Below are 18,056 nucleotides of genomic sequence, written 5' to 3'. Positions count from 1 at the left end.
GGCCATCCCTGGCCGGGCGTTCGCCGGGGCGAATGTCCACCGTACATTCGCCTTGCCCGGCTCACCCTCCTCCGTATCCCAGCCACAAGTGCAGCACCGCATAAGCGCGCCAGGGCCGCCATGACTCCGCCGCCGCCAGCGCGTCGCGCGGCTTGGACACGCCGAGCGAGCGGTAAATTCCCAGATCCGACGCCGGAAAGGCATCCGGATCACGCAGGGCGCGCATCGCCACGTACTGCGCCGTCCAGTCGCCGATACCCGGCAGTTCCTTCAATGCCGCCGCGGCCTGCTCCGGGGCCACGCCAGGCTCCAGCCGTACCGTACCGTCGCATACCGCCCGCGACAACGCACTGACCGTGACGGCACGGGCCCGCATCAGGCCCAACGCCGCAAGCTCCTCCAGGCTGGCATCGGCGATCAAAGCCGCACGGGGTCCGGTATGCAGCAAGGCCGGGAACGGCGTCTGCACCGTTTCGCCGTAGGCCTTGGCGAAACGCCCGAACACCGTAGTCGCCGCCTTGACGCTGATCTGCTGCCCCAGGACCGCCCGCAGCGCCAGTTCGAAGCCATCGAATGCACCCGGCACACGCAGGCCCGGCCGGCGTGATAACGAGGGGCGCAGGCGGACATCCCGGCTTAGATGCTCGTGGATGGCCTGCGGGTTTGCATCGAGGTCAAACAGGCGGCGCAGCCGCGCCAGCAGCGGGGTCAGCACCGGCAGCAGGCTCACCGCAACATCGACGCGCAGGGCGGCCTCGCTCTTGAGCGGCGCCACGGCGATCCAGCCGGCGCATGTGCCGATGCGCACCGCCCGAAGGTAACGCTCGCCATCGATGGCTTCGACGCCGGCAGCACCGCGACCGACCAGGAAGCCCATCAAGGCCTCCCAGTCCAGCGGCGGCCGGTAGGCCAGGCGCAGGGTCACCGTATCGCCGCCGGCGACGACCGGCTTGCCGCGGCGCAAGTCCGTGGGGCTGAGCCGGTAGCGGGTGCGGAACAGGTGGTTGAAGCGGCGCAGGCTGGAGAAGCCGCTGGCGAAGGCCACGTCGGTGATGCGGATCTGCGTTTCGGTCAGCAATTGCTTGGCCAGCAGCAGGCGGCGGGTCTGCGCCAGCTCCACTGGCGTCACGCCGTATTCGCGCTCGATCGAGCGGCGCAACTGGCGCCCGCTCAAGCCCATCTCCGCCGCCAGTGCGTCGAAGCCGGCATCGTTCAACGCCCCGGCCTCGATGCGCGCCACCGCCGCCGCGGCGACCCGGCCGACGTTGTCCATCGGCGCCTTGCCCGGTGCGAGTTCGGGGCGGCAACGCAGGCAGGGCCGGAAGCCTTGCTGCTCCGCCGAGGCGGCATTGGCGAAGAAGCGGCAGTTGTCGCGTCGGGGCACCCGCGTCGGGCAGATCGGGCGGCAGTAGATGCCGGTGCTGGTCACGCCGACGTAGAACTGGCCGTCGAAGCGCGAATCGCGCGCGTTGAGGCTGTGGTAGCAGAGGTCGGAGTCGAGATGCATGGGCGGCAGTCTATGCCCGTCGGGGAAGCAGGTCTCGCCGTTTTCGGACATGTGACGGGCGGTTCCGGACATGTAGCCGGCGCATTCCATCAAGCCGCGCGGCCAGATCCTTCACTCCACTCGGGATGACAAATGGACTGCTTCCGGCTTTTAAACCGTCGCCTGGGTATTGAGCAACCGCGCGCGCAGGCGCCGCATCTGGTCCGCATTCAGTTCGTCGCCGACCAGCACGCGGGTGCACTTGCCGCCCTGCTTGAGGCGGAAGTTCAGCACCATGATCCAGGATTGCACCACGCTCCCGTTGAGAAGTTCGGCGTCGTCGCGCCCCCGGGCGCTTTCCACGGTCCAGCCGCCTTCGGCATGCCAGATCAGGTGGGTCAGCGCACGCGGCCCATAGCCGAGAACCGGATGGCGGCGCAGGCTGAACCAGGACACCAGGAACAGCAGGGAAAGACCCAGGCCGACCCATTTGGGCGGCGCGGACAGCACCACCAGCACGATGGCCGCCATGTGCAGCGCTGACAGCCAGGCCACCGCCCGCACCGAGGGGCGCGGACTCAGGTCAAGACTGGTGCTGAAGCCGGAAGATGACATCGGCAAGCTCCGCCGGCGGCTGTGCGTGGCCGATCAGCCAGGCCCAGATATCCGGATCCTCGCAATCCAGCAGGGCCAGGAAGGCCTGCTGCCGCTGTGGCTCCCGGTCGAAGTCGCGGTCGAAATAGCCTTCGAGCAGCATGTCCAGTTCGCGCATGCCGCGGCGGCAACGCCAGCGGATGCGGCCCCGGTCGATGGATCCCGCGGTGGCTGAATATTCGCTCATGGGAACAAGCTGCGGCGGCGTTGCATACAACGCCGCCGCAGGGCTGGAGAGGTTTTAACCTCTGCGCTCCACCAGCATCTTCTTGGTCTCCGCAATCGCCTTGGCCGGGTTCAGGCCCTTGGGGCAGGTGCGCGAGCAGTTGAGGATGGTGTGGCAGCGGTACAGCTTGAACGGATCTTCCAGCTGGTCGAGGCGCTCGCCGGTGGCTTCGTCGCGCGAATCGACCAGCCAGCGGTAGGCGGCCATCAGGATCGCCGGGCCGAGGTAGCGGTCGCCGTTCCACCAGTAGCTCGGGCAGCTGGTCGAGCAGCAGGCGCAGAGGATGCACTCGTAGAGGCCGTCGAGCTTGGCGCGGTCTTCTTCCGACTGCAGGCGCTCGCGCGTCGGCGGGGGGGTGTCGGTCTTCAGCCAGGGCTCGATCGAGGCGTACTGGGCGTAGAAGTGGGTCAGGTCCGGCACCAGGTCCTTCACCACCGGCATGTGCGGCAGCGGGTAGATCTTGACGTCGCCCTTGACGTCGCCGCAGGCGTGCAGGCAGGCCAGGGTGTTGGTGCCGTCGATGTTCATGGCGCAGGAGCCGCAGATGCCTTCGCGGCAGGAGCGGCGGAAGGTCAGCGTGCTGTCGATCTCGTTCTTGATCTTGATCAGCGCGTCCAGGACCATCGGGCCGCAGGCATCCATGTCGACCTCATAGGTGTCGACGCGCGGATTGGCCTGGGTGTCCGGATCGTAGCGGTAGATCTTGAACGCCCGCACGTTCTTCGCGCCGGCCGGCGCCTTGAAGGTCTTGCCGGCGGCTTTGTCGATCTTGGAGTTCTTCGGCAGCGTTAACTGGGCCATGTGAGATCTCGTTTAGCTAACTTTGATAGTGCGACGCTTGTTTCAACAGTCCCGGCCATGGATGGCCGGGTGCTTGACAGGATGTCAGTAAGTCCGCTTCTTGGGCTCGACATACTTCATTTCGTCGTCGAGCGTCCAGGTGTGCACCGGGCGGTAACCGAGCTTCACGTCGGTCTCGCCGGTGCGCCAGGCGATGGAGTGCTTCATCCATTCGTGGTCGTCGCGCTCGGGGAAATCCTCGTGGGCATGGGCGCCGCGCGATTCCTTGCGGTTCTGCGCGGAGGTGATGGTGACCAGTGCCTGGCCGAGCAGGTTGTCCAGTTCCAGCGTCTCCATCAGGTCCGAGTTCCACACCAGGGAGGAATCGGCGACCTTGACGTCGCGGAACGACTCGACGTCTTTCTTCAGTTTGATCACGCCCTCGTCCAGCGACTTGCTGGTGCGGAACACGGCGGCGTGGTTCTGCATGGTGCGCTGCATGTCCAGGCGCACCTTGGCGGTGGTCAGGGTGCCGTTCTTGGCGTGGCGCAGCTTGTCGAAGCGGGCCAGCGCCTTCTCCTCGGACTCGTTGGAGATGGTCTTGTGACGGTCGCCCGGCTTGATCAGCTCGGCACAGCGGTGCGCGGCGGCGCGGCCGAACACCACCAGGTCGAGCAGCGAGTTGGAGCCGAGGCGGTTGGCGCCGTGCACCGAGACGCAGGCCGCTTCGCCCACCGCCATCAGGCCGGGAATGACGACGTCGGTCTTGCCGTCGGTGCAGCTGACGGTCTCGCCGTGGAAATTGCAGGGGATGCCGCCCATGTTGTAGTGCACCGTCGGCAGCACCGGGATCGGCTCCTTGGTGACGTCGACGCCGGCGAAGATCTTGGCCGTCTCGGAGATGCCGGGCAGGCGCTTGTGCAGCACTTCCGGGCCAAGGTGTTCGAGGTGCAGGTGGACGTGGTCGGCATGCTCGCCGACGCCGCGGCCTTCGCGGATCTCGATGGTGCTGGCGCGGCTGACGACGTCGCGCGAGGCGAGGTCCTTGGCGTTCGGCGCATAGCGCTCCATGTAGCGCTCGCCCTTGGAGTTGGTGAGGTAACCACCCTCGCCGCGCGCGCCCTCGGTGATCAGGCAGCCGGAGCCGTAGATGCCGGTGGGATGGAACTGCACGAACTCCATGTCCTGCAGCGCGATGCCGGCGCGCAGGGCCATGCCGCCGCCGTCACCGGTGCAGGTATGGGCGGAGGTGGCGGAGAAGTAGGCGCGGCCGTAGCCGCCGGTGGCCAGGATCACCATCTTGGCGCGGAAGCGGTGCAGCTCGCCGGTGGACAGGTCCCAGGCCAGCACGCCGTGGATCGAACCATCGGCGTCGGTGAGCAGGTCCAGCGCGAAGTATTCGATGAAGAACTCGGCGTGGTTCTTCAGCGACTGCTGGTACATCGAGTGCAGCATGGCGTGCCCGGTGCGGTCGGCCGCGGCGCAGGTGCGCTGCGCGGTGCCCTGGCCGTAGTTGGTGGTCATGCCGCCGAACGGACGCTGGTAGATCTTGCCTTCGCCGGTGCGCGAGAACGGCACGCCCCAGTGCTCCAGCTCGATCACCGCGGCCGGCGCTTCGCGGCACATGTACTGGATGGCGTCCTGGTCGCCGAGCCAGTCGGAACCCTTGACGGTGTCGTACATGTGCCAGCGCCAGTCGTCCTGGCCCATGTTGCCGAGCGCGGCGGAGATGCCGCCCTGCGCCGCCACGGTGTGGCTGCGCGTGGGGAACACCTTGGTCAGGTTCGCGGTCTTCAGGCCGGCCTGGGCCAGGCCGACGGTGGCGCGCAAACCGGCGCCGCCGGCGCCGACGACGACCACGTCGTATTCATGATGAACGATGGGATAAGCAGCGGACATAGAGAGTTTACCTATGGCTGAATCGCGCACGCGACGGCATCAGATTTCGCGCAGCGCAAGGAGAGAGGAGTGACGTGTACTGAAAGTACATGAACGACGATCGACGCCGCGATGCGCGAAATCTGATGCCGTCCCTTCGGGTTGCGCCCAAAATCGCGCCAGGCTGCGTTGCTCGTCGCTCATTTAGCGAGACTAAACTTCGCTCCTCGCGCCTTGCCTGGCGCGATTTTGGACTGCAACGCGTGTGCGATTCAGCCATAGGTAAACTCTCCTAGGCTCCGAAGGCGATTTTCAACACGGCGAAGATGCTGGCCGCGGCAAGTGCGAAATGGGCGAGCTTCATCAGCACGATGGAGCCGAGCTTGAGCGCTTCGCCGGCGACGTAGTCCTCGATCACCACCTGCACGCCGAGCGCGGAGTGGTAGAACAGCGCCGTGAAGTACAGCACCAGGGCGATGGCCACATAAGGGTTGTGCAGCCACAGGATCATCGTCGAATAATCGGCGAGGTGATAACGGGCGATGCTGAAGACGAACCACAGCGACAGCGGAATCAGGGCCAGCGCGGTGAGGCGCTGCATCCACCAGTGATGAACACCGTCCTTGGCGGAACCCAGGCCGCGAGCCTGTGACAACGGGGAACGCAGACTCATGACGATCTCCTGAATTTAGGCGGACGGAAGCAGGTAGGCGACGATCCAGATCGCGGCGGTCAGCACCACCGAGGCGACGCAGACGATGATGCCGCCGGCATCGACGCTCTTCTTCTCGAAGGCGTAGCCGACGTCCCACACGAGGTGGCGGATACCATTGCAAAGATGAAACATCAGCGCCCAGCTCCAGCCCAGCAGCAGGAGCAGGCCGATGGGTGTGCGCGCGAACCAGGCGAAATGCGCATAGCTTTCCGGCCCGGCCACGGCGGACATCACCCAGATGGCGATGAACAGCGTGCCGAGCGCCAGGCCCACGCCGGTGATGCGGTGGGTGATGGACAGCAGGGAGCTGATCTGGAAGCGGTAATACTGTCCCAGCATGAAGGGAGACAGTGGACGGGAAACGACGGGTTTTGCGGATGGCTTGGCTGACATGGCTATATCCTTTTGGTCCGGGCCTTTGATCCTGCCCTTGATTCTTGGCGTTTCTTGAGTCCGCTACCTTCCGGAGAACGGAGTCGCGGAAACGCGCGAACCGGGCTCAGAAGTCGATACAGCGGCCATTCTTTTCCCAATCGCCGAAGCGGGTCGGTTCGGTTCCGTCCTTGCGCCCACCGAACTCGCGCATCGGCGCGGCTGACGGCGTTGCGGCCGCTGCCGGCTCCGCCGATTCCTGCGCCACGCCGGTGGAAACCGGGACCGGAGCAGGAGGAGGGTTGGAGGAAATGGAGGTCATGGCCGTGTTTATCCTTGATAGTGTGACAAAATTCACAGCAGCATGGCAACGATATCCCGAGAAAATTAATTTAATTTCATGAGTGCGCTCGCTTGGCTTGCAGATGAAGTTCCGGTCGGATATGCCGACGGCGAGATGGCGTTCGGGCCAATCCACGAAGAGGCGGCCGCCGCGCTCACGGCAACGGTGATCAGTCCCCTCGCCCATCTCGGCGCGATCCGCGTCGGCGGCGCGGAAGCCGAATCGTTCCTGCAGAACCAGTTGAGCAACGATGTGCGCGAATTGTCCGCCGCGCGCGTGCAGCTGGCCAGCTACAACAGTGCCAAGGGGCGCGTGCTCGACCTGTTCGCGCTGCGGCGCGAAGGCGATGCGATCCTGCTGGAAACACGCCGCGACACCCTGCCCGCCACGCTCAAGCGCTTGCGCATGTTCGTGCTGCGTTCGAAAGTGATGCTGGAGGATCTGGGCGATGGCTATTGCGTGTTCGGTCTTGCCGGCGCGGAAGCCGAAACGCTCCTGGCCCAGGCAAATCTGCCGCTGCCCGCGCAGGACTGGGACTGGCTCAGCGCCGATGACATCATCGTGTTGCGCCGTCCCGGCATTGCAGCGCGCTACAGCGTTCAAGCCCCGGCGGAACGGCTCAAAGCATTGTGGAAGCGTTTTTCGACCCGGGCGCGCCCGGTGGGCAGCGCGGCCTGGGAACTGCTCGACGTGCTCACCGGCCTGCCGGCGATCCACCCGCAGACCGCCGACCATTTCGTGGCGCAGATGCTCAACCTCGACCGGCTCGGCGCGATCAGCTTCACCAAGGGCTGCTACCCGGGACAGGAAATCGTCGCCCGCATGCACTACCTGGGCAATCTGAAGCGGCGCATGTTCCTGTGCCGGGTCGAAGGCGGGGAAGCTGCACCGGGGACCCCGGTCCATGCGGCGGACGGCGACGCCCAGGCGATCGGCGAGGTGGTGACGTCGGCGCCCCATCCGGATGGGGGCTTGGCCCTGCTGGCGGTACTGCAGCTCAGTCATGCCACGGATACGCAAATCCGGCTGGGAACGGCGGATGGGGCGGTATTGCCGGTCAAAATCACCCCGGAAGCGGCCTGACCTCTTATTCCATTTATACACATGATTGGCACTTTATATTCTTTTTAAAAATATAGACACGCCATCAAGATAGCGGCTCCTGACAAACACCCTGGGAGTCGCACAATATGGACATCCTGTCCAAGAACCGGGCATTCCTGCCCGCGCTGTTGAAGAAGGCTGTTGCACCGGCCCTGTTCGCCGCCGCCGCGCTGTTGCCGGCCCATGCGCAGGCCATCGAACTGCTCAACGTGTCGTACGACCCGACCCGTGAGCTGTACCAGCAGATCAATGCCAAGTTCGCGGCGGACTGGAAAGCCAAGACCGGGCAGGATCTGACCATCAAGCAGTCGCATGGCGGCTCGTCCAAGCAGGCCCGCGCCATCATCGACGGCCTGGAAGCGGACGTGGCCACGCTCGGCATCGCCTCCGACATCGACGCCCTCCATCAAAACGGCGACCTCCTGCCGGACAACTGGCAGACCCGTCTGCCGGGCGACAGCACGCCCTACACCTCGACCATCGTGCTGCTGGTGCGCAAGGGCAACCCCAAGGGCATCAAGGACTGGAACGACCTGGCCAAGCCCGGCGTCTCGGTAATCACGCCCAACCCGAAGACCTCCAGCGGCGGCCGCTGGAACTTCCTCGCCGCCTATGCCTATGCCCTGAAGGCGAACAAGAACGACGACGCCAAGGCGCGCGAGTTCATCACCGCGGTGTTCAAGAACGTGCCGGTGCTGGATTCCGGCGCCCGCGGCTCCACCACCACCTTCGCCCAGCGCGGCCTCGGCGACGTGCTGATCGCCTGGGAAAACGAGGCCTACCTCGCGCAGGACGAATTCGGTGCCGACAAGTTCGACATCGTGGCGCCTTCCCTTTCGATCCTGGCGCAGCCACCGGTGGCGGTGGTGGACAAATACGCCAAGAAGCACGGCACCGAGAAAGTGGCCGAAGCCTATCTACGCTACCTGTATACGCCCGAAGCGCAGGAAATCATCGCCAAGAACCACTACCGCCCGCTGGATCCGAAAGTCGCCGCGGCCCACGCCAAGGACTTCCCCAAGATCGAGTTGACCACCATCCAGCAGTTCGGCGGCTGGCGCGTGGCGCAGCCCAAGTTCTTCAATGACGGCGGCATCTTCGACGAGTTGTACAAGCCGGCGCAGTAAGCCCAGTGCAATAAGCGGCCTCCCCTGACCGCCGGCCGCTCCGGAACTTCCAGGGACTGGAGCCGGCGACCGGCGGTTTTTTCAATACACGACATCGCACCACAATACGGAAAGCAAAAGCCATCATGTCCATTACCGGAGTCAACACCCGTAACCAGTTGCGCGGCACCGTGGTCAACATCCGCCGCGGTTCGGTCGTATCCGAAGTCGAGATCGAAACCGCCGTCGGCATCGTCTCGGCGGTCGTCACCACCAGTTCGGTGGATCGCCTGCCGCTGCGCGAAGGCGATCCCGCCCTCGCCTTGTTCAAGGCCACCGACGTGCTGGTGGCGCGTCTCGACTGATTTCCCCGTAACCGGAGCGGCTCGATGTGCCTGATCCTGCACAAACCCGCCGGGGCGCGCGTACCGCGCGAACTGATCGACGCCGCCGTCGCCTTCAACCGCGACGGCTGGGGCCTGATGGGCTTTCGCCCGGACGGCAGCGAGCTGGTCGAACGCCACCAGCAGGTGGATGCGGACCGCATCGAGCAGCGTCTGCGCAGTTTGCGCGACGTCGAACTGTGCCTGCACCTGCGCCTGCGCACACGTGGCTCGGACGCCGCCGACAATAGCCATCCGATCAAGGTCAGCGACCGCTTCCACCTGATGCACAACGGCACCCTGCGGCTCAAGGCGCGTGTCCCCGGGCGCTCCGACAGTTGGCACTTCGCGGTCGACCTGCTGCGGCCGCTGGCGGTAAACTGGCCGGAATCGCTCAGCCATCCCAGCTTCGTGGCCCTGGTCGAGGCTGGCCTTACGCCCGAGAACAAGGTGGTGCTGCTGGATACGCAGGCGCGTCAGCTGGTATTTTTCAATCGTCATCACGGGGTCGAATTCGAAGGTCTGTGGCTGAGCAGCACGCGCTGGATCGACCGGCGGCGGCTGGCGCTGACCCACGCCCCGCAACCGCAGCAGAAAACCTATACCGCCGGGGAACTCGACTTTTTATGAGCGCAGCACCGCTTGCCGCCGCCGCAAACCTGACGGCACGCCGCTCACGCTCGGTCCTTCCAGGCTTCGGCCTGGCGATGGGCTTCACCATCACCTACCTGTCCCTGCTGGTGCTGATCCCGCTGGCCGGACTGTTCGTCAAGACCGCCGGGCTGGGTTTCGACGGCCTGGTGCATATCCTCGGTTCGCCGCGCGTGCTGGCCGCGCTGCGCCTGAGCTTCGGCGGCGCCCTCATCTCGGCCGCGATCAACGCCGTGTTCGGCACCCTGGTGGCCTGGACCTTCGTGCGCTACAGCTTCCCCGGCAAGCGCCTGTTCCAGGCCATGGTCGACCTGCCCTTCGCCCTGCCCACCGCGGTGGCCGGCATCGCCCTCACCGCGATCTACTCGCCCAACGGCTGGCTCGGCATGCCGCTGGCCAAGCTCGGCATCAAGGCCGCCTACAACCCCACCGGCATCGTGCTGGCGATGACCTTCATCGGCCTGCCCTTCGTGGTGCGTACGCTGGAGCCGGTATTGGAGGAAGCCGAGAAGCAGCTGGAAGAAGCCGCCGCCACCCTTGGCGCGACGCGCTGGCAGACGGTGACCCGCATCATCCTGCCGACGGTGCTGCCGGCCCTGCTTACCGGCCTGGCCCTGGCCTTCGCCCGCGCGGTGGGCGAATACGGCTCGATCATCTTCATCGCCGGCAACATTCCCAATGTGTCGGAGATCGCGCCGCTGCTGATCATGATCCGCCTGGAGGAATTCGACTACGCCGGCGCTACCGCCGTGGCTTCGGCGATGCTGGTGATCTCATTCGCGCTGCTGCTGGCCATCAATCTCCTGCAAGCCTGGAGGCAACGGCGCGGCACCTGACAGGTTTTCCTGAACCGCTGCACAAAATTTAACCATGAAAAAAATCTACAGCCTCATCACCGGCGCCGCACTGGCCGCGGCATCGACCCTGGTCGCCGGCAACGCCGCGGCCGCCGGCCTGCTCAATGTCTCCTACGACGTGTCGCGCTCGTTCTACAAGGATCTGAACCCGGCGTTCGTGGCGCAATGGAAGCAGCAGACCGGCCAGACCATCACCATCGACCAGTCGCACGGCGGCTCCAGCAAGCAGGCGCGCGCCGTCATCGACGGCCTCGAGGCCGACGTGGTGACGATGAACAATCCGCTCGACATCGACGCCATCGCCGACGCCGGCCTGCTGCCGAAGAACTGGGCGCAGCAGTATCCCGACGACAGCAGCCCGTCCTGGTCGCCGATCGTGTTCGTGGTGCGCAAGGGCAATCCCTCGAACATCCACGACTGGTCCGACCTGGTGCGCAGCGGCATCCAGATCGTGGTGCCGAACCCGAAGACCTCGGGCAACGGCCGCTACAGCTATCTCGCCGCCTGGCAGTACGCGCGCACCCGCCCCGGCGCCAGCGACACCGACTCGATCGAGTTCGAGAAGAAGCTGTTCGCCAACGTGCCGGTGCTGGACGTCGGCGGCCGCGACGCCACCACCACCTTCGTGCAGCGCGGCATCGGCAATGTGCTGCTGACCTTCGAGAGCGAGGCCAGGCTGATCCTGGCCAACTTCGGCGCGGACAAGTATGAAATCGTCAACCCGTCGATCACGGTGCGCGCCGACAACCCGGTGGCACTGATCGACAAGGTCGCCGCCAAGAAGGGCAACACCGAGCTGGCGAAGGCCTACCTCAAGTTCCACTACACGCCGGCGGCGCAGGAGATCCTGATCCGCAACGGCCTGCGTCCTGCCGACCCGGCGGTGGTGCAGAAGCACGTGGCGGAATTCCCGCCGCTGCATACCTTCACCGTGGCCAAGGACTTCGGCGGCTGGCCGCACGCACAGAAATTGCATTTCTCCGACGGCGGCATTTTCGACCAGATCATCTCCCGCACCTCAAAATGACTTCGCCCGCGACACCGCAGATCGATGTTGAAACCGCCGTCGCGGACACGCCGTTCGCGCCCCTGGTGCAGACCAATGCGGCGATCGGCGAGCCGCGGCTGGTGCGCTGGCTGCTGATCGGCGTCACCCTGGTGTTCCTCGGCGTGTTCCTGCTGCTGCCGCTGCTGGCGGTGTTCACCCAGGCGCTGGCCAGCGGCGTGGGCGCGTACTTCGCCGCCATGGTCGACCCGGACGCGCTGTCCTCGATCAAGCTGACCCTGCTCACCGCGGCCATCGCGGTGCCGCTGAATACGGTGTTCGGCGTTGCCGCGGCCTGGGCCATCACCAAGTTCCAGTTCCGCGGCAAGGGCCTGCTCATCACCCTGATCGACCTGCCCTTCTCGGTGTCGCCGGTGATCGCAGGCCTGGTCTTCATCCTGATCTTCGGCTCGCGCGGCTGGCTCGGGCCCTGGGCCTCCGAACACGGGCTGAAGATCATCTTCGCCGCGCCGGGCATCATCCTGGCGACGGTATTCGTCACCTTCCCCTTCGTCGCGCGCGAGCTGATCCCGCTGATGCAGGCGCTGGGCACCGACGAGGAATACGCCGCCCTGACGCTGGGCGCCCGCGGCTGGAGCACCTTCTGGCATGTAACCCTGCCCAACATCCGCTGGGGCCTCCTCTACGGCGTGCTGCTGTGCAACGCACGCGCCATGGGCGAGTTCGGGGCGGTGTCGGTGGTCAGCGGCCATGTGCGCGGCCAGACCAACACCATGCCGCTGCAGGTGGAAATCCTCTACAACGATTACCAGTTCGCCGCCGCCTTCGCGGTGGCTTCGTTGCTGGCCCTGCTGGCCTTCGTCACCCTGGGGCTGAAGAGCTTCCTGGAATGGCGCCACGGCAGCGAACTGGCCGCGGTACGCGGGCACTGAGAACTGAGACGCAAGAAATGAACATCACCATCCGCGGCATCAGCAAGCGCTTCGGCGACTTCACCGCCCTGCACGGCCTGGACCTGGACATCGCCTCGGGCGAGCTGCTGGCCCTGCTCGGCCCCTCCGGCTCGGGCAAGACCACCCTGCTGCGCGCCATCGCCGGCCTGGAGCCGATCGACGACGGCCGCATCCTGTTCGGCGACACCGATGCCACGCGCCTGAGCGTGCAGGAGCGCCGCGTCGGCTTCGTGTTCCAGCACTACGCCCTGTTCAAGCACATGACGGTGCTGGACAACATCACCTTCGGCCTGCGCATGCGTCCGCGCGCGCAGCGACCCGCCGGCGCCGAGATCCGCCGGCGCGGCCTGGAGCTGCTGGACCTGGTCCAGCTCGGCGGCCTGGAAGGGCGCTACCCCACCCAGCTCTCCGGCGGCCAGCGCCAGCGCGTGGCCCTGGCGCGCGCGCTGGCGATCCAGCCGCGCGTGCTGCTGCTGGACGAACCCTTCGGCGCGCTGGACGCCAAGGTGCGCAAGGATCTGCGCCGCTGGCTGCGCCAGCTGCACCGCGAGACCGGCTACACCACCATCTTCGTCACCCACGACCAGGAGGAGGCGCTGGAGCTGGCCGACCGCATCGTGGTGATGAACCGCGGCCATATCGAGCAGATCGGCAGCACCGACGAGGTCTATGACTCGCCCGGCACACCCTTCGTGTTCGACTTCCTAGGCTCGCCCAACGTATTGCCGGGCGAGGTGCGCGCGGACGGCATCTACCTGCTCGGCGCGACCGCGCCGATCGAAGGGCCGAACGGCCTGCAGCCCGGACCGGTGGACGTCTATGCCCGTCCTTCGGATTTCCGCGTGGTCGGCGACGATGCCGCCGCCATCGAAGGCCTGGTGCTGGAAACCCAGCGCACCGGCGTGCTGATGCGCCTGTCGGTGAAGCTCTCGGCCAACCAGCAGGTGCTGGAAATCGAGGTGCCGAATCCGGATCCGGAGATGAAGGTGTGGCTGCCGGGCGACCATATCCGCCTGCGGCCGGCGCATTTCAGCCTGTACCGGGACCGTCCGGCGCAGCAGCCGAATATCGTCGAGGATCGCTCCGCCAGCCACGCCGCGCCGGACAGCCGGGTGCGCGGACAGTAGGGCCCCATCGGGCCGAGGTTGCCTGTTGCCGCGCGTCCGCCGATGATATCAGCGGACCCGGAAGCCAAGCGTAACCGGGCAGCACATCAGGGAGAAACATGGCCAACAGGAAGCCGACGGTCGCCATCGTGGGCGGAGGGTTCAGCGGCTGCATGGTCGCCGTGCACCTGCTGCAACAGGCGCAGCAGCCCCTGCGGGTGGTATTGATCGACCGCGCCGACTCGCCCGGCCGTGGCGTCGCCTACCGCGACCAGCCCGAATGCCACCTGCTCAATGTCCGCGCCGAGGCGATGAGCGCCTTTCCCGACCGGCCGGATCATTTCCTGGACTGGCTCAACAATTCCTACAGCCCCTGCCACCCGGTGGGCACCACCGAGTTCCTGCCGCGTCGTATCTACGGCTTCTACCTCGAATCCCTGCTCGCCGCGGCGCAGCAGGGCGCTCGGCGCGGCGTCAGCCTGGAAGTACGCAACGACGAGGTGCTGGGTCTGCGCCCGGCCGAGGACGGCGTCAGCCTGCGCCTGGGCAGCGGTGGCCAGCTGCGCGCCGACCGCCTGGTACTGGCGCTGGGCAACCCCGGGCCGGCCGATCCGCCGTTGGCGGACCAGAAGTTCTTCGGCAGCCCACGCTATCTCGGGCATGCCTGGTCCACCCCGGGTCTGTATTCCATCCAGCGCGATGAAAATCTGTTGCTGATCGGCTCCGGCCTGACCACGCTGGACTGGCTCGCCGCCCTGCAGACCCTGGGCCACCACGGCCGCATCCACGTGGTGTCGCGCCGCGGCCTGCTGCCGCAGCTGCACCGGGCTGCCGCACCGCACACGCTGTCTTTCAATCCGCTGGAACTGCCGGCGCGGGTGCTGCCCCTGCTGCGGCGCATGCGGGCCGAGGTGGCCGCGGCGGAAGCGCGCGGCGGCGACTGGCGCGCCGTGGTCGATGCCCTGCGTCCCTTTACGCAGAAGCTGTGGCAACGCCTGCCTGCTTCGGAACAGCAGCGTTTCCTGCGCCATTTGCGGCCTTACTGGGAAATCCATCGCCACCGGGCGGCGCCGCGCATCGTCGAAAGCGTGTACGAGCTGCTGCGCAGCGGCCAGCTGCAGGTGCTGGCCGGCCGCCTGCAAGGCTTCGAGGAGCGCGAAGGCGAAGTGGAAGTCAGCATCCGGCCGCGCCTGGGCAAGGGCATGCAGAAGCTGCAGGTGCAGCGCGTGGTCAATTGCACCGGGCCGGAAAGCAACTACCGGCGCCTCAACCATCCGCTGATCGTCAGCCTGCGTGAACGCGGCCTGATCCAGCCGGACAGCCTGGGCCTGGGCCTGCAGACCGATGCGCACGGCGCCCTGCTCGACCGCGACGGCCTGGCCTCGGAGCGGCTGCATACGCTCGGCCCCGCCCGCAAGGGGCTGCTGTGGGAGACGACCGCGGTGCCGGAAATCCGCATCCAGGCACAGGCCTTGGCGCGGCGGCTGTTGCTGCTATGCGCTTCCGACGAAAAGACGGCTGCCAGGCCGGCGCAGGAAAAGCCGCGGGCCAGCGTTTGAATTCGCATCAGGGCCGCGGACTGAAACAACCCTAGACGTCATTCCGGCGAAAGCCGGAAGCCAGGAAATTTGACTGTGGCGCTACCGGCCCTGGATACCGGCTTTCGCCGGTATGACAGGTTCTTTGTTTCGAGTCCGGCTCTAGCTCCGCACCTCGCAGACGCTCTCCAGCCGGCCGTTCTCGTCGCTGGTTTCGAGCCGTACGGTGAAACCCCACAGGCGCGCCAGGTGCCGCAATACTTCGTTGGCCTCTTCCGCCAGCGGGCGCTTGCGGCTGCGCTGGTGCCGCAGGGTCAGCGAGCGGTCGCCGCTGCGCTCGTACTGCGTCACCTGGATGTCCGGCAGCAGCTGGTCGCGGTTGTATTGCGTCGCCAGCAGACGCCGCAAGCGGCGGAAGCCATGCTCGTTGTGGATGGAGTCCACCACCAGATCGTCCTCGTCCTCGTGGTCGGCCACGGCAAACAGGTGGAATTCGCGCATCAGGCGCGGCGACAGGAACTGGCCGATGAAGGACTCGTCCTTGTAGTTGCGCATGGCGAAGTCCAGCACCTTCTGCCAGTCGCCGCCGGCGATTTCCGGGAACCACTCGCGGTCTTCCTGCGTCGGGGCCTCGCAGATGCGGCGGATGTCGCACATCATGGCGAAGCCCAGGGCATAGGGATTCAGGCCGCCGTAGCCGCGCTGGTCGAAGCCGCGCTGCATGGTGACGTTGGTATGCGAGGCCAGGGCCTCGATCATGAAACCGCTGTCCACCTGCGACTTGTCGAACATGCGCTGCAGCAGGGTGTAGTGCCAGAAGGTGGCCCAGCCCTCGTTCATCACCTTGGTCTGGCTTTGCGGATAGAAATACTGCGCGGTCTTGCGCACGATGCGCACCAGCTCGCGCTGCCAGGGCTCCAGTTTCGGCGCGTACTTCTCGATGAAGTACAGCAGATTCTCCTGCGGTTCGGCCGGGAAACGCCCGGCCGCGGCTTTCTGCGAAGCGGCCGCGCCGGTGCGCGTCGGCAGGGTGCGCCAGATCTCGTCGTACTGGCGCCAGGCGTATTCCTCACGTTCGCGCTGGCGATCGCGCTCCTCCGCCACCGACAGCGGCGTTGGATGGCGGTAGCGGTCGACGCCGTGGCTCATCAGGGCGTGGCAGGAGTCGAGGACCTCCTCGACGCGCTCGGAGCCATAGGTCTCCTCGCAGTGCATGACGTACTTCCGTGCAAAGACCATGTAGTCGATGATGGCATCGGCGCTGGTCCACTGGCGGAACAAATAGTTGCCCTTGAAGAAGGAGTTGTGGCCGTAGCAGGCATGGGCGATGACCAGAGCCTGCATGGCCATGGTGTTTTCTTCCATCAGGTAGGAGATGCAGGGATCGGAATTGATCACGATCTCGTAGGCCAGGCCGCGGGCACCCTTGCGGTAGGCCTGCTCGTTGCGGATGAATTCCTTGCCATAGCTCCAGTGCGGATAGCCGATGGGCAGGCCGGCCGAAGCGTAGGCGTCCAGCATCTGCTCGGAGGCGATGATCTCGATCTGGTTGGGATAGGTGTCGAGACCGAACTCGTTGGCGGCGATGTCGTGAATGGCGTGATCGTAACGCTCGAGCAGCTCGAAAGTCCATTCGGCGCCGGTCGAGATCAGGCCGCCGTCCAGCTTCGCGATGCTCATACCGTGGCCTCCCGCTTGAACAGTTCCCGCAAGACCGGGTAGACCTCGTTGCGCGCCATCACGCTTTTCATGGCAAAGCGGTCGCTGTCGATGCGCTGGTAGGCATGGGTCAGCGGGCTGGGACGGTCCGCCTGGTCCGGCACCTCGATGTAGGCGAAGTAGCGCGACAGGGGCAGCAGCTGCTCGACCAGGCAGGCGCGGCTCTTCTCCGGATCGGCGCCGAAGGCATCGCCGTCGGAAACCTGGGCGCCGTAGATGTTCCAACTGTCGGAGGGATAGCGCGCCACGGCGATTTCCTGCATCAGCTTGAGGGCCGACAGCACCACGGTGCCGCCGGACTTGGTGTCGTGGAAGAAGGTGTCTTCGTCCACTTCCTGCGCGTCATCGGTGTGGCGGATGAAGATCAGCTCGACCTTCTCGTACTTGCGTGAGAGGAACAGGTACAGCAGGGTGAAGAAGCGCTTGGCCAGATCCTTCTTGTCCTCGGTCATCGAGGCGGAGACATCCATCAGGCAGAACATCACCGCCCGGGAGATGGGCTGCGGCTCCTTGACCCGATGGCGGTACCGCAGGTCCACCTCCTCCACGAAGGGAATGCGCTCGATGCGGGCGCGCATGGCTTCGATCTCTTCTTCCGCCGCCTGTGCCGCCTCCAGTTCCAGCAGCTGCCGCCGCAGCGGCGCGCCGATGGCGATGCGCCGCGCCATGGAATTGCGCAGCGAGCGCGACACCGACAGGTTGGCGGGCACGCCGCTGGGCGTATAGCCGGCGCGGCGCCACTTGAAATCCCGTGTCTCGCCCAGCGCGTTGCGCACCAGATGCGGCAGCTCCAGGTCGTCGAAGAACAGGCTCATGAACTCTTCCCGCGACAGGGCGAAGGAGAAATTGTCCTCGCTGTCGCCACCCTCGCCTTCGCCGCTGCCCTTGCCGGAACCGCCGGTGGGCCGCGGGATCTTGTCGCCGGTGTTGAACTCGCGGTTGCCGGCGTTGACGTACTCGCGGTCGCCGCCGCTGCCGCCGTGATGGAAGCTGGGCTCGGAGATATCCTTGATCGGGATATTGACCACGCCGCTCTGCTCCATGTCGGTGATGGAACGGCGCGCGACGACGTCCGTCACCGACTTGCGGATCTGCTCCTTGTAACGGCGCAGGAAGCGCTGCCGGTTGACCGCATTCTTGTTGCGGTCGTTGAGGCGGCGGTCAATGATGATCGACATG

19 protein-coding genes are annotated in these 18,056 nt (G+C 65.9%); 9 read left to right on the top strand and 10 right to left on the bottom strand.

Going from position 1 to position 18,056, the window contains the following annotated elements; all coding sequences use genetic code 11:
- Window positions 1-61: 61 nt before the first annotated feature.
- From BP26_RS0125225 to BP26_RS31260, 8 genes are all read right to left on the bottom strand, one after another.
- Window positions 62-1,558 (bottom strand): DNA-3-methyladenine glycosylase 2, encoded by a 1,497-nt coding sequence (locus tag BP26_RS0125225; protein WP_211255049.1) that lies wholly within the window; start codon window positions 1,556-1,558, stop codon window positions 62-64.
- Window positions 1,559-1,657: 99 nt separating this feature from the next.
- Window positions 1,658-2,101 (bottom strand): protein YgfX, encoded by a 444-nt coding sequence (locus tag BP26_RS0125220; protein WP_157572767.1) that lies wholly within the window; start codon window positions 2,099-2,101, stop codon window positions 1,658-1,660.
- On the bottom strand, window positions 2,070-2,327 hold the full coding sequence (locus tag BP26_RS0125215) for an FAD assembly factor SdhE (protein WP_029923317.1): 258 nt from the start codon (window positions 2,325-2,327) through the stop codon (window positions 2,070-2,072). The genes BP26_RS0125220 and BP26_RS0125215 overlap by 32 nt, the downstream gene beginning before the upstream one ends.
- A gap of 54 nt (window positions 2,328-2,381) precedes the next feature.
- Complete coding sequence (locus tag BP26_RS0125210) at window positions 2,382-3,167, bottom strand: succinate dehydrogenase iron-sulfur subunit (protein ID WP_029923316.1); 786 nt, start codon at window positions 3,165-3,167, stop codon at window positions 2,382-2,384.
- 84 nt (window positions 3,168-3,251) lie between these two features.
- Window positions 3,252-5,045: a succinate dehydrogenase flavoprotein subunit gene (gene sdhA, locus BP26_RS0125205; protein WP_029923315.1), complete on the bottom strand. Its 1,794-nt coding sequence runs from the start codon at window positions 5,043-5,045 to the stop codon at window positions 3,252-3,254.
- 271 nt (window positions 5,046-5,316) lie between these two features.
- Window positions 5,317-5,697, bottom strand: coding sequence for a succinate dehydrogenase, hydrophobic membrane anchor protein (gene sdhD, locus BP26_RS0125200; RefSeq protein WP_029923314.1), 381 nt, complete (start codon window positions 5,695-5,697; stop codon window positions 5,317-5,319).
- A gap of 15 nt (window positions 5,698-5,712) precedes the next feature.
- Window positions 5,713-6,132 carry a succinate dehydrogenase, cytochrome b556 subunit gene (gene sdhC / locus BP26_RS0125195; RefSeq protein WP_029923313.1) on the bottom strand — a complete coding sequence of 140 codons (420 nt, stop codon included), beginning with the start codon at window positions 6,130-6,132 and terminating at the stop codon, window positions 5,713-5,715.
- A gap of 106 nt (window positions 6,133-6,238) precedes the next feature.
- Window positions 6,239-6,640 carry a DUF1674 domain-containing protein gene (locus BP26_RS31260; RefSeq protein ID WP_245611892.1) on the bottom strand — a complete coding sequence of 134 codons (402 nt, stop codon included), beginning with the start codon at window positions 6,638-6,640 and terminating at the stop codon, window positions 6,239-6,241.
- Here BP26_RS31260 and ygfZ point away from each other — a divergent pair.
- From ygfZ to BP26_RS0125145, 9 genes are all read left to right on the top strand, one after another.
- Entirely contained in the window at window positions 6,569-7,537 is a 969-nt protein-coding gene (gene ygfZ / locus BP26_RS0125185) for a CAF17-like 4Fe-4S cluster assembly/insertion protein YgfZ (protein WP_169740784.1), read from the top strand. The genes BP26_RS31260 and ygfZ overlap by 72 nt on opposite strands.
- Before the next feature lie 107 nt (window positions 7,538-7,644).
- On the top strand, window positions 7,645-8,685 hold the full coding sequence (locus tag BP26_RS0125180) for a sulfate ABC transporter substrate-binding protein (RefSeq protein ID WP_157572766.1): 1,041 nt from the start codon (window positions 7,645-7,647) through the stop codon (window positions 8,683-8,685).
- Window positions 8,686-8,810: 125 nt separating this feature from the next.
- Window positions 8,811-9,029 carry a TOBE domain-containing protein gene (locus BP26_RS0125175; RefSeq protein ID WP_029923309.1) on the top strand — a complete coding sequence of 73 codons (219 nt, stop codon included), beginning with the start codon at window positions 8,811-8,813 and terminating at the stop codon, window positions 9,027-9,029.
- A gap of 24 nt (window positions 9,030-9,053) precedes the next feature.
- Window positions 9,054-9,677 carry a class II glutamine amidotransferase domain-containing protein gene (locus BP26_RS0125170; protein ID WP_029923308.1) on the top strand — a complete coding sequence of 208 codons (624 nt, stop codon included), beginning with the start codon at window positions 9,054-9,056 and terminating at the stop codon, window positions 9,675-9,677.
- Window positions 9,674-10,534 carry a sulfate ABC transporter permease subunit CysT gene (gene cysT, locus BP26_RS0125165; RefSeq protein ID WP_029923307.1) on the top strand — a complete coding sequence of 287 codons (861 nt, stop codon included), beginning with the start codon at window positions 9,674-9,676 and terminating at the stop codon, window positions 10,532-10,534. Before BP26_RS0125170 ends, cysT begins: the two co-directional genes overlap by 4 nt.
- A gap of 34 nt (window positions 10,535-10,568) precedes the next feature.
- Entirely contained in the window at window positions 10,569-11,582 is a 1,014-nt protein-coding gene (locus tag BP26_RS0125160; protein ID WP_029923306.1) for a sulfate ABC transporter substrate-binding protein, read from the top strand.
- Entirely contained in the window at window positions 11,579-12,493 is a 915-nt protein-coding gene (cysW, locus tag BP26_RS0125155; protein WP_084183444.1) for a sulfate ABC transporter permease subunit CysW, read from the top strand. The genes BP26_RS0125160 and cysW overlap by 4 nt, the downstream gene beginning before the upstream one ends.
- 17 nt (window positions 12,494-12,510) lie before the next feature.
- Entirely contained in the window at window positions 12,511-13,641 is a 1,131-nt protein-coding gene (locus tag BP26_RS0125150; protein WP_084183443.1) for a sulfate/molybdate ABC transporter ATP-binding protein, read from the top strand.
- A 98-nt stretch (window positions 13,642-13,739) separates the two neighbouring features.
- Window positions 13,740-15,179, top strand: coding sequence for an FAD/NAD(P)-binding protein (locus BP26_RS0125145; protein WP_051749474.1), 1,440 nt, complete (start codon window positions 13,740-13,742; stop codon window positions 15,177-15,179).
- Window positions 15,180-15,320: 141 nt separating this feature from the next.
- Here the strand turns inward: BP26_RS0125145 and BP26_RS0125140 are convergent, their stop codons facing one another.
- Window positions 15,321-16,838 carry a SpoVR family protein gene (locus tag BP26_RS0125140; RefSeq protein ID WP_029923302.1) on the bottom strand — a complete coding sequence of 506 codons (1,518 nt, stop codon included), beginning with the start codon at window positions 16,836-16,838 and terminating at the stop codon, window positions 15,321-15,323.
- Entirely contained in the window at window positions 16,835-18,055 is a 1,221-nt protein-coding gene (locus tag BP26_RS0125135; RefSeq protein WP_029923301.1) for a YeaH/YhbH family protein, read from the bottom strand. The genes BP26_RS0125140 and BP26_RS0125135 overlap by 4 nt, the downstream gene beginning before the upstream one ends.
- Window position 18,056 lies beyond the last annotated feature (1 nt).

It is taken from the genome of Nevskia soli DSM 19509, assembly GCF_000711955.1.
Taxonomy (GTDB): Bacteria; Pseudomonadota; Gammaproteobacteria; order Nevskiales; family Nevskiaceae; genus Nevskia; species Nevskia soli.
Note: the sequence above shows the minus strand (reverse complement) of the source record. Positions and strands in the feature narration are given on the sequence as shown.